At 54.5% G+C, this 11,484-nt stretch carries 9 protein-coding genes; all 9 read left to right on the top strand.

What is annotated here, in order from left to right:
- Window positions 1–107: 107 nt before the first annotated feature.
- Window positions 108–914, top strand: coding sequence for a thymidylate synthase (locus tag HVA01_RS06870; RefSeq protein ID WP_174787767.1), 807 nt, complete (start codon window positions 108–110; stop codon window positions 912–914).
- A complete protein-coding gene (locus HVA01_RS06865; RefSeq protein ID WP_146874257.1) occupies window positions 911–1,468 on the top strand; it encodes a dihydrofolate reductase in 558 nt (185 codons plus the stop codon). Before HVA01_RS06870 ends, HVA01_RS06865 begins: the two co-directional genes overlap by 4 nt.
- 20 nt (window positions 1,469–1,488) lie before the next feature.
- Entirely contained in the window at window positions 1,489–2,247 is a 759-nt protein-coding gene (locus HVA01_RS06860; protein WP_146874255.1) for a ProQ/FINO family protein, read from the top strand.
- Window positions 2,248–2,509: 262 nt separating this feature from the next.
- Window positions 2,510–3,706 carry a porin gene (locus HVA01_RS06855; RefSeq protein WP_146874253.1) on the top strand — a complete coding sequence of 399 codons (1,197 nt, stop codon included), beginning with the start codon at window positions 2,510–2,512 and terminating at the stop codon, window positions 3,704–3,706.
- 136 nt (window positions 3,707–3,842) lie between these two features.
- The gene (gene cysQ, locus HVA01_RS06850) at window positions 3,843–4,616 is read left to right on the top strand and encodes a 3'(2'),5'-bisphosphate nucleotidase CysQ (RefSeq protein ID WP_146874251.1); all 774 of its coding nucleotides are present in this window, start codon (window positions 3,843–3,845) and stop codon (window positions 4,614–4,616) included.
- Between the two features lie 380 nt (window positions 4,617–4,996).
- Window positions 4,997–6,925: a glutamine--fructose-6-phosphate transaminase (isomerizing) gene (gene glmS, locus HVA01_RS06845; protein WP_146874249.1), complete on the top strand. Its 1,929-nt coding sequence runs from the start codon at window positions 4,997–4,999 to the stop codon at window positions 6,923–6,925.
- Window positions 6,926–7,008: 83 nt separating this feature from the next.
- Window positions 7,009–8,598 carry a phosphoglucomutase (alpha-D-glucose-1,6-bisphosphate-dependent) gene (gene pgm, locus HVA01_RS06840; protein ID WP_146874247.1) on the top strand — a complete coding sequence of 530 codons (1,590 nt, stop codon included), beginning with the start codon at window positions 7,009–7,011 and terminating at the stop codon, window positions 8,596–8,598.
- A 35-nt stretch (window positions 8,599–8,633) separates the two neighbouring features.
- A complete protein-coding gene (gene pgi / locus HVA01_RS06835) occupies window positions 8,634–10,334 on the top strand; it encodes a glucose-6-phosphate isomerase (protein ID WP_146874245.1) in 1,701 nt (566 codons plus the stop codon).
- A gap of 10 nt (window positions 10,335–10,344) precedes the next feature.
- Window positions 10,345–11,205: a UTP--glucose-1-phosphate uridylyltransferase gene (locus HVA01_RS06830; protein ID WP_146874243.1), complete on the top strand. Its 861-nt coding sequence runs from the start codon at window positions 10,345–10,347 to the stop codon at window positions 11,203–11,205.
- Window positions 11,206–11,484 lie beyond the last annotated feature (279 nt).

Raw genomic sequence — 11,484 nt, 5'->3', positions numbered from 1 at the left:
TTGGTTGAACAATGCTAATAGGCCTGCACTGCTAGACCGAGCCGCCATGGGCGCCTAGAATAAATCGTTAAACCGCCTGTTAATTGGGAAATTCTGTGACTGCTACAATGCCCGCGCTTGAGCAACCTTATTTAGATTTGATGCAAACTGTTTTGGACCACGGCGTTGATCGCCATGACCGTACAGGCGTGGGCACGCGCTCGGTATTTGGCCACCAGATGCGCTTTGATTTGTCGCGCGGCTTTCCACTGCTGACGACGAAAAAGCTGCACCTGCGCTCGATCATTCATGAGCTGCTGTGGTTCTTGAGAGGCGACACCAATATTGCCTACCTAAAAGAGAACGGCGTGCGGATTTGGGACGAGTGGGCGGACGAAAACGGCGACCTGGGTCCCGTTTACGGCTACCAGTGGCGCAGTTGGCCTGACCCCAAGGGCGGCAGCGTTGACCAAATTGCCAAAGTGCTTGAGCAGCTGCGTACCTCCCCGCATTCGCGCCGGCTGATTGTCTCTGCCTGGAACCCGGCGCAGGTCGATGAAATGCAGCTACCGCCTTGCCACTGCCTGTTCCAGTTTTATGTCGCCAATGGAAAACTTTCGTGCCAGCTCTATCAGCGCAGTGCCGATATCTTCCTGGGTGTGCCGTTTAACATCGCCAGCTATGCCTTGCTGCTTAGCATGGTGGCGCAGGTGGCAGGCCTACAGCCGGGTGAGTTTATTCACACCCTGGGCGATGCGCATCTCTACAGTAACCATCTAGACCAAGCCAAAGAACAGCTTTCGCGCACGCCCAACGCCGCGCCAGCGCTAGTGCTAAACCCGGATATAGACGATCTCTTTGCGTTCCGTTTTGAAGATATTCATATTGATGCATACAACCCGCACCCGCACATCAAAGCCGAGGTGGCGGTATGACCCAGCAGGACGCTATGAGCCAAAAAAGCAGTGAATTTGATTCGTTAGTGCCGGTAGCGATGATCGTCGCCATGGCCAGGAACCGTGTGATCGGTGTGGAGGGCAAGCTGCCCTGGTACCTGCCTGAAGATTTAAAGTTTTTCAAACGGATCACCCAGGCTAAGCCCCTGGTGATGGGGCGAAAAACCTTTGCTTCGATTGGCAAACCGCTGCCAAATCGGCTTAATATCGTCATCACCCGAAACGCCGAGTTCTCCCCAGAAGGCGTGCGCGTGTGCCATGACTTACCCTCAGCGCTTGCCTTGGCCGACCAGCACGCCACCATTGAAGCCGCAGAAGAAGTTATGGTGATGGGGGGCGGTGAGATTTACCGCCAGGCGCTACCGTTTGCCCAGCGGCTGTACATAACGGAAGTGGATGTAGAAGCAGAAGGCGACGCAACGTTCCCTGAGTTTGATCAACAAGCCTGGCGTGAAGTGCAGCGCGTAGCAGGGCAGCCAGCACAAGGGCAGCCAAGCTACGATTTCGTGGTCTACGAGCGCATCGCCGACTGACAGGGTCAAAGGAGAAGGCTATGACCGCCAGCTTAACGAACATGTTAGATGACTTAGAAGCGCGTCTTGAACGTACCCAAGCTGAGCTGCAAGTCCTGCGCGAAGAGAACCATCGACTCAAGCAGCGGCTAGCACCTGATGAGGCAGTGACTGCAGACCAACAGGCACCGGTAGAAAGCGCCCAAGTCGACAATGCCACCAATGTTGACAGCACCGCCAATGTTGACGCCGCCCTGGTCAAGCCAGAGGCACCGGAAAATACAATAGAGCCAGAAGAACCTGAAAAGCCGGAGCAACCAGAAGGCGCAGCGCAAACACCTTCACCGCATGCCCTGCTAAACCAGTGGTATGAGCGTTATCCCAACGCCTTTTTTAAAGGCCACACCAAGCCGCTAAAAGTGGGTATTCATCAAGACCTTGCCGAGCGTGAAGCATGGCCCAACAAGCTGATTCGCCGTGCGTTGGCCAACTACGTCAACCTGCCACGCTATATAAAAGCGGTGCGAGTAGGCGTTGAGCGAGTTGATTTGGATGGCCAGCCGGCCGGCAAGGTGGATAAAGAAGCGGCCCTGCACGCGGCGCAAAAACGCGGCGATAAGCAGGCCGCTGGGCAGCCTAAAGAACGCCCGCCCAAACCCAAGGCGGTTGCTGAAAAGCCCCGCCAAGAGGCGCCTAAACCGCCTGACAGCGAACGCATAAGTGAAAAAAGCGAGTCACGCAAGCCGCTTAGCATGGAAGACAAATTACTAGGCTTGCAGCAGAAATTCGAAGGGCGTTGAGACCGGGCTTATAGGCAGGGGTTCAATAAAAAAGCCAAAATAGTAAAAAAACACTGTTTTTTTCTATTGCGTTCCCTGGAATCCCGGTATAAAGTTCGTCTTGCGAGCATTGGACTATAACAAGGCTTAGTTGAGGACATGCCGCATACCACCGGAAAAAACCGGGGATGAAATAAGAGCATGGCCCGCAAAAGCCAACTGCCGACTTATTAAAGTCGAGCATAAACGATCGAAACAGTATACGAGCTAAGGAATTTAAATCATGAAAAAGACACTTCTAGCGACTGCTATCATCGGTGCCATGGGCGCCTCTGCAGCAGCACAAGCAGCAACTGTTTATGACCAAGACGGCACCAAGCTGGACATCTACGGCCGTGTTGTTTATGGCATCACTACCGGTGGTCCTGATGGTGGTACTAGTACTGTACGTAGCGAAACAGTACTAGATGACGGTACCGTTGTTGTTACCGAAGAGGAAAGTAACGTTCGTTCCTCCGGCTCCGATTTCATCGATCTGGGTTCACGCTTTGGTTTTATCGCTGACCACGAAGTTACCCGCGACCTAAGCGTTTTTGCCCGCATGGAATTTCGTGGCGATGCTGATGCCCAGAACACGGGTGGTTTCGACACCATCCGTAACACCTACCTGGGTGCACGCAGCGATTCCTGGGGTTCGGTGCAGGCCGGTAACTTCGACAGCGTTTATTACCGTTCTGGCGACGTGATTTTCGATGTGCCGGAAAACCTGGGCTGGGAACAGCTTGGCGGCATTTCGGCTGACAGCCGCGGCGATGCGATTTCTTACTCTACGCCCGAACTTTCCGGCTTCCGTGCTCATGTTCAGGCCAAGCACCTTTCCGGTAACACTAACGATATTACAGCTGGTCAGGACAACAGCGCTACTTGGACGACTGCTGCAGCTGTCGATTACACCATTAACGACCTGTATATGTCGTTGGGTTACAGCCAGGGCAAGGATGTTTCTGATCGTGGCGCTAGCTACGACGGCGGTAGTCCTTATGCCGCTGGTGAAGATCTGTTCGGCTTCTTCGCCAACTATGACGTAACCGATGCCTTTAGCCTGCGCTTCAAGTACGAAGAGATTAGCAGCAAGTTCGGCCAAGACGTACTGGATACTCGTGCGTCAAGCTCGAACCAAACTGTTTCTGACAGAGCAGTCAATGCTGAAGAGAGCATTATGGGCTTAGGTGCTACCTACGACTACGGTATGGGTGAAGTCTACGGTCAGTACGCTCGTGTCGACATGGCATTTGACGGTGTAGACGACAAAGATCGTTGGATGCTGGGCGGCAACTATCGCTTCAGCCAGCCAATGTATGTCTTTGCCGAAGTATATCAAGAAGACAGCGGCACTAGCTTTGACGAATCCTTAACTGATAACTTCCGTTCGCTCGACGACGAAATCCTGACCACTGTTGGCGTTCGTTACGACTTCTAAGAAGCTTTGTCTTAATTAGTCTATGAGATAGATACGTTGGAAACAACGATAGAACCGGCCTCTTAGGAGGCCGGTTTTTCGTTTGCGCACTAGAGGCCTGGCGTTATGGCAGCTTTTTTATGCAAGGAATAAAAGTATGACTGTGATTAACCAAGCTCTGTTGGACGCCGTTGAAGGCATTGCCCGCGAAGCAGGCGATGCCATTATGCGCGTTTACGCAGGCGAGTTCAGCGTGGAAGAGAAAGACGATAAAAGCCCGTTAACCGACGCCGATAAGGCGGCGCACAATGTCATTGTGCGCGGTTTAAAGGCGCTGCCGGTAGACATCCCCATCCTCTCTGAAGAGGATATCGAGGGCTTTGCCGGAGCCGATGCCGAGGGCCGCTATTGGTTGGTCGACCCGTTGGATGGCACCAAAGAGTTTATCAAGCGCAACGGCGAGTTCACCGTCAATATTGCCCTGATTGAGAACGGCAAACCGGTGCTAGGCGTGGTGACTGCACCCGCGCTTGAGATTGGCTACGTGGCAGCGCAAGGGTTAGGGGCCTTCAAGATTGAAGCCGATGGTCAGCGCAAGGCTATTGCCGTATCAGGCAAGCCGAAACCAGGCGTGTCCTGGCGCGTGGTGGGCAGCCGTTCACACCCCAGCCCTGATTTGGCCGCGTGGTTGGAGCGGCTGGGTGAGCACACCATGCTGCCCATGGGCAGTTCGTTAAAACTGTGCACCATCGCTGAAGGTTTCGCCGATGCCTACCCGCGTTTAGGCCCCACCTGCTTGTGGGACACCGCTGCTGCCCATGCGGTGGTGCTTGAAGCGGGTGGCCGCGTGGAAACCCTGGAAGGCAGCGCGCTTAGTTACGCCAACCCCAGCGAAAAGCTCAACCCTTATTTTGTGGTGTGGGGGCATTAAACCAAGGCGCCACCGATTTTAGTTTTGGCTCGAACCTTCTCAATATTGGCGGTTTTGTAGCGCGGCGTAAGCGTCAGCGCACCCGCGGAAGCAGCGCGAAGCGGTGCCGGGTTTGGCTGAGGTGCCATTGGACGTCGTTCCGACGCCTCCCGCGGGTGCCTCTTATGTTCGTTCCTCTCACATAATCGTTACCACGCGCTACGGGTGCACTTGCTTGATATTGGCGGTTTTGTAGCGCGGCGTCAGCGCACCCGCGGAAGCAGCGCGGGGCGTTGCCAGGGGTTGGCTCTGTACCATTGTTAGGGCATGTCTGGCTTTGTTGTTTACAATAGTATACATTGGGAATTAAATATTAACTTATTGCTACCAGTGGATATATTATGTGCGGCATCGTCGGCGCGGCTAGCGCAAATGATAGCATTCCCTTTCTACTCGCAGGGTTGGCAACCCTAGAGTACCGCGGCTACGACTCGGCGGGTTTGGCGCTATTACCCAACGAGGGGGTTAACGGCTTGCAGCGTGCGCGTTCTAAAGGGCGCGTGGCTGAGCTGGCCAGCAAAGTTGCGCAAGCGGGCATGAGTGGCAACGTGGGCATTGCTCACACCCGTTGGGCGACACACGGCGTCCCTGCTGAACATAATGCCCACCCCCATATCTCTGGCGGTTTGGCGGTGGTGCACAACGGCATTATCGAAAACTACGAAGCCCTGCGTGAAAAGCTACAGGGCTTTGGATATGTCTTTACCTCTGATACTGACACTGAAACCATCGCCCACCTGATTCAAGCCTGCTTTAAAGGCCATATCGGCGAACCGGCAGAAAACCTGCTTTCCGCTGTGCAGTGTGCCGTGGCGCATTTAAAAGGGGCTTTTGCTTTAGCGGTCATTAGCGAAGAAGAACCCGAATGTTTGGTGGTTGCCCGCGAAGGCTCGCCGCTCATGCTGGGCATTGCCGATGATGGTCACTACGCCGCCTCAGATGCGTCTGCGCTGCTGTCTGTTACCAAGCGAATGATGTACTTGGAAAATGGCGATATCGCGCGGTTGACACCTGAATCCATCAGCTTGATCGATCGGCTAGGCCAGCCTACCCAGCGTAACGTGATTACCTCTAGCCTGAACGCTAATGCGGTAGAGCTTGGCGATTACAGCCATTATATGCAGAAAGAAATCTTCGAGCAGCCTCAGGCACTTAGCAATACGCTAGAAATGATTAGCGGGGCAGGGCAGTTACAAGCGGGGATTTTTGGTGCCGAGGCGGCCGATATCTTTGCGCAAATCGATTCGGTACTGATTATTGCCTGCGGTACTTCCAGCTATGCAGGAATGACCGCCAAGTACTGGATAGAGCAAGTGGCGGGTATTACCTGTAACGTCGAAATTGCCAGTGAATACCGCTACCGTCAAAGTGTGCCCAACCCTAACCAGCTAGTTGTGGTTATTTCCCAGTCTGGTGAAACCGCCGACACGCTGGCCGCACTTCATCATGCCAAGGCGCTGGGGCATCATCATACGTTGGCGATTTGCAATGTGCCTGAGTCTGCCATTGTGCGTGAAACCGTGCTGCGCTTTATTACCCGCGCCGGGCCGGAAATAGGCGTGGCGTCTACAAAGGCGTTTACCACCCAGTTAAGCGTGCTTTTCCTGCTCACATTATTGCTGGCGAAAGCCAATCAGCGTTTGGATGCGTCTACTGAAAAAGCCTACTTGGATGAGTTGCGCCATTTACCCATCGCCGTCGGTAAAGTGCTGGCGTTAGAGCCTAGCATTAAAGCGTGGGCGGGGTATTTTGCCGATAAACAGCATGCGCTGTTTTTGGGTCGTGGGCGGCATTATCCAATTGCCTTGGAAGGCGCGCTGAAGCTTAAAGAAATCTCCTACATTCATGCTGAAGCCTACCCAGCGGGTGAGTTAAAGCATGGCCCCTTGGCGTTGGTTGATTCAGAAATGCCGGTGGTCGTGGTTGCCCCCAACGATGAAACGTTGGAAAAGCTCAAAGCCAACATGCAGGAAGTGAGCGCTCGAGGCGGTGTGTTGTATGTGTTTGCCGATAGCGGCAGTACGGTAACGTCATCCGAAAATGTGCATGTATTGCAGATGCCGGACCCTACTGGATTTAAAGACGGTGGTTTTAAAACCGATGACTTTAAAAGCACTGTTTTTAAAAGCACGGACCTTAAAAATAATGGCCTGCTGTCGCCAGTATTGCATGTGGTAGCGCTGCAGCTGCTTGCTTACCACGTGGCGTTGGTAAAAGGCACTGATGTGGATAAACCGCGTAACCTTGCTAAAAGTGTCACCGTGGAGTGACGGACACAGCAGCAGCTAGGGCTGCTATCGTAGGCCTACGAAAGTTAAACGATTATTAGCGCTATTGTGTAAGGGAGAAAGGAATGGATGCCACCATCAACGCATTTTTTGAGCAACGCCCCGATGCTGCTAACCAAGCTGAGCGTGTGACGTTTGGTACGTCGGGGCATCGGGGGCGCTCGCTTAATCGCACCTTCAACGCGATGCATATTCTGGCGATTACACAGGCAGTGGTCGATTACCGTGTGAAGTCAAATTATCAAGGCCCGCTGTTTTTGGGGTTTGATACCCATGCACTTTCGCATCCTGCCTGGGAGTGTGCGTTGCAGGTGCTAGCCGCCAATAAGGTGCCTGTGTTTGTTGAAAAAGCACACGGCTACACTGCTACCCCCTTAGTCAGCCACGCGATTTTGACCCACAATCGTGCTCAAAATCAGGCGACCCCAGCGCTAGCTGATGGCTTAATTATTACGCCGTCGCATAATCCACCGGAAGACGGCGGCATTAAATACAACCCGCACCACGGCGGCCCAGCCGATACCGATGCTACCGGCTGGATTGAGCTGCGCGCCAACGCTTACCTGCTGCGCCAATTAGACGATGTGCCCACGGTGCCGGTTGACGAGGCGATTGCCCACGCTCAAGAGTACGACTTCACCGCACATTACGTCGCCAAACTGGGCAGCGTACTGGATATCGCCGCGATTCAAGATGCCAACCTAACGCTGGGTGTTGACCCGATGGGCGGGACGGCGCTGCCGGTATGGCAGGCGATAGCGGCGCACTACAACCTCAATCTTGAGGTGGTGAACACCACGGTTGATGCTGAGTTTGCGTTTATGCCGCCTGATCACGACGGCAAAATCAGAATGGACTGCTCCAGCACGGCGGCGATGGCGAACCTGCTCAAGATCAAAGACCGCTTTGATATCGCCTTTGGCAACGACCCCGATGCCGACCGCCACGGTATTGTGGATGCCAACGGCTTGATGAACCCGAATCATTTTTTGGCCGTGTGTGTCGATTATTTGATTACCCACCGCCCCGAGTGGGCCAAAACGCTCAAGATTGGCAAGACGCTGGTGTCGTCTTCGATGATCGACCGGGTAGTGGCGTCCCACGAGCGCGAGCTTTATGAAGTCCCCGTGGGGTTTAAGTGGTTTGTCGATGGCCTGCACGCAGGCTGGCTGGCCTTTGGTGGTGAAGAGAGCGCTGGTGCAAGCCTGCTGACTCGGGATGGAAACGCGTGGTCCACCGATAAAGACGGTATTGTGCTCTGTTTATTGGCAGCGGAAATCATGGCAGTGACCGGCAAAACGCCCAGCGAGTATTACCGTACGCTGACACAGCGCTTTGGCGAGCCTTTCTACAAACGTGTCGATACGTCTTGTTCGCCCGAAGAGAAAGCGGCGTTTAAAAACCTAAGCGCTGACAGTGTGACTGAGAAAACCCTGGCGGGCGACATCATCACCGCGGTGCTGGTAGCAGCCCCAGGCAATGGTGCGGCGATTGGCGGTATTAAAGTTACCACCGAAAACGGCTGGTTTGCCGCCCGTCCCAGCGGTACCGAGTCGCTTTATAAAGTGTATGCCGAAAGTTTTACCGGCCCGCAGCATTTGGATGAGTTGATTGAAAACGCGCAAAAGCTGTTAGCAGATGTATTGAAAGGGTAACGGCTGTTGCTTGGACATCATCAGGAAGGTAATTCATGAATACGCCGCTAACCGCTGTGAATCATCGCCTTTACACGCCCATCAATGCGCTAATAACTCATGCCGAGCATTTACAGGCGCAGTCGTTAAGCGATTTGCTTGGCAGTCACTCGGCCACCGCGACACACCGGGCGGAGGCCCTGGCATTCACGTTTGGTTCACTCCATGTGGATTTTAGCAAGCAGCGCCTGACGACTGAAACGTTGGCGTTATTGGTGGACTGGGCGCGCAGCACGGGATTGGAAAAAAAGCGCGACGCACTTTTTTCCGCAGCGGTGGTCAATCCTTCAGAACAGCGAGCGGCACTGCATATGGCGGCGCGCTGGCCGACGACGGTAACGCCGCCCGACGGTATGCAAGCGGCCGCCGCCTTTTGCCAGCAGCAGCGCACGCGCCTGGCTGCCATGGTCGAGCGTTTACATCGGGGGGAATGGTTTGGTGCCAGCGGGCAGTCAATCACTGATGTCGTGCATATTGGCGTTGGCGGCTCTGACCTGGGGCCAAAATTAATCAGTGAAGCCTTGGCCGATCGCCCCAGCCATACGCTGATGAACGTTCACTATGTATCTAGTATGGATGGCACCCAATTACTGCCGCTGATGGAGTCCTTGGATCCGGCCACAACGCTATTGGTATTGGCGTCGAAGTCGTTTACCACGGCCGATACCCAGTTCAATGTTCAAACGGCGTTAACATGGTTGAGTGAATCGCTTGAACTTGATGTGCCGACTGTTTGTTGCCATCAGCTAGTGGGGGTTTCTTCCAAGCCGGATAAAATGACCGCATTGGGTATTCCCGCCGCTCATCAGCTGGTTTTTAAAGACTGGATTGGTGGGCGTTTTTCATTGTGGTCGCCGATTGGGGTGAGCATCGCAATGCAGCTCGGCATGGCCAACTTTAATGCGCTGTTAGAAGGCGCACATGCCCTTGATCGCCACTTTCTTGAAACGCCTCTGGCAGATAATTTACCCGTTTTGATAGCGTTAGTGGGTGCCTGGAATTGTCAATTCTTGCATATCCCCACTCACGCGGTACTGCCTTATGATAGCCGCCTGAAAAGTTTACCTGCCTATTTACAGCAGTTGGAAATGGAGTCCAACGGTAAAAGCGTGTGTTTGAACGGTCGTGCGGTTACGCATGCTACCTGTCCGATTATTTGGGGCGATGTAGGGCCTAATGCGCAGCATGCGTTTTATCAATTATTACACCAAGGCGGGCACACGGTAAGCGCTGATTTCGTGGCGGTCGCCGAGCGCGAAGTGGCCGCCACGCAGGATGTGCAGGCGTTGTTGGCGGCCCAAGAGGAGCTCACACTGGCGAATTGCCTGGCTCAGGCGCAGTTGTTTGCACTAGGCGATGACGCGATTCCAACCGCTCTGCGGGGGCACATGGCGCAAGGGTATCGTGGCAATCAGCCCAACTCATTATTACTGTTAAAACAGCTAGACGCGGGGAGCATTGGAGCGCTGCTAGCGCTTTACGAGCACAAGGTGTTTGTCCAATCGGTGCTTTGGGACCTTAATCCCTTTGACCAGCCGGGCGTTGAGCTAGGCAAGCAGTTAGCGACAAGCCTTTATCAAACCTTGGCGGGGGGGCCTCTAGAGTATGCGGTGGTAAAAGACCCCAGCACTGAGCAGCTGATGCAGAAAATAGGCGAGTGGCGGCGCCATTCATCAATGAACGAATCACTTAATTAAGGAAGCTGTAATGACGCAAGTGCGCAAAGCGATTATTCCGGTAGCGGGTTTTGGGACGCGTTTATTACCCATCAGCAAGGCAATCCCGAAGGAAATGGTGCCGGTGGTCGATCGCCCGCTGATTCAGCATGTGGTGGAAGAGGCGCTAGCGGCGGGGATCAACGAAATCATTTTAGTCACTCGCTCGGGAAAGTCGGCGATTGAAGACCACTTCGATGCGCATGCAGAACTTGAGGATTCGTTGGCGAGCAAAGGCAAAGACGCACTATTGGAAACCTTGTCCGCTATTGCGCCACCACGACTAAAAATCACCAGCGTACGCCAGCCGAATGCACAAGGCTTAGGGCATGCGGTTTTTTGCGCCGCCCATTTGCTGGGTGAGGGCGAACCTTTTGCTGTGATTCTGCCGGATGTGCTGGTGAAGCCCCAGGCAGGCAGTGACAAGTGTGACCTGGGCGACATGGTGACACGCTGGGACGCGAGCAGTGCCGCGCAGATTATGGTGGAAGCCGTGCCGGAAGAGGAAGTCCACCGCTACGGCATCGTGGACTGCGGGGGAAGCGAACCCCGGGCGGGCGAAAGCGCCGATATGCGCGGTGTTGTCGAGAAGCCTAAACCCGAGGAAGCGCCTTCACGGCTTTCCGTGATTGGCCGTTATGTGTTGTCTTACCGGGTGATGGAGCTGCTAAGTGACCAGCCACCGGGGGCCGGGAATGAAATTCAGCTGACCGATGCGATCGATCGATTAATGCAGGAAGGCAAACCCGTACAAGCCTTTCGAATGAACGGGCGCACGTTCGATTGCGGAAATATCGAGGGCTGGTTGCAAGCCAACACGCTTCTCGCCCGCGAAGCGGGATATGAGGTATAAGAATATAATTCACCCAAAGGCGGCGGGCGCCATCACTCACGCCAAGCCTGCCATCCGCGGGTAAAATCACTTGATTCCAGTGGTTTTGTAGCGCGTGGTAAGCCTAAGGCGCACCCGCGGAAGCAGCGCGCAGCGGTGCCGGGGTTTGGGTGCAGTGCCACCGAGCGTCGTTCCGACGCCTCCCGCGGGTGCCTCGAAACGCTCGCTGAACTCGCTTTCTCGTTACCCCGCGCTACGGGCGCAGCGCGAAGCGTTGCCGGGGTTTGGTTCCGTGCCACT

The sequence above is a fragment of the Halovibrio variabilis genome (assembly GCF_007991175.1).
In the GTDB taxonomy this organism is placed as follows: domain Bacteria; phylum Pseudomonadota; class Gammaproteobacteria; order Pseudomonadales; family Halomonadaceae; genus Vreelandella; species Vreelandella variabilis.
Note: the sequence above shows the minus strand (reverse complement) of the source record. Positions and strands in the feature narration are given on the sequence as shown.

Bases quoted from the DNA above. Each gene is read 5' to 3' on its own strand.
- HVA01_RS06860 (WP_146874255.1), top strand. From the start codon at position 1,489: ATGACCGCCAGCTTAACGAACATGTTAGATGACTTAGAAGCGCGTCTT.
- HVA01_RS06870 (WP_174787767.1), top strand. From the start codon at position 108: ATGCCCGCGCTTGAGCAACCTTATTTAGATTTGATGCAAACTGTTTTG.
- HVA01_RS06865 (WP_146874257.1), top strand. From the start codon at position 911: ATGACCCAGCAGGACGCTATGAGCCAAAAAAGCAGTGAATTTGATTCG.
- cysQ (WP_146874251.1), top strand. From the start codon at position 3,843: ATGACTGTGATTAACCAAGCTCTGTTGGACGCCGTTGAAGGCATTGCC.
- HVA01_RS06830 (WP_146874243.1), top strand. From the start codon at position 10,345: ATGACGCAAGTGCGCAAAGCGATTATTCCGGTAGCGGGTTTTGGGACG.
- pgm (WP_146874247.1), top strand. From the start codon at position 7,009: ATGGATGCCACCATCAACGCATTTTTTGAGCAACGCCCCGATGCTGCT.
- pgi (WP_146874245.1), top strand. From the start codon at position 8,634: ATGAATACGCCGCTAACCGCTGTGAATCATCGCCTTTACACGCCCATC.
- glmS (WP_146874249.1), top strand. From the start codon at position 4,997: ATGTGCGGCATCGTCGGCGCGGCTAGCGCAAATGATAGCATTCCCTTT.
- HVA01_RS06855 (WP_146874253.1), top strand. From the start codon at position 2,510: ATGAAAAAGACACTTCTAGCGACTGCTATCATCGGTGCCATGGGCGCC.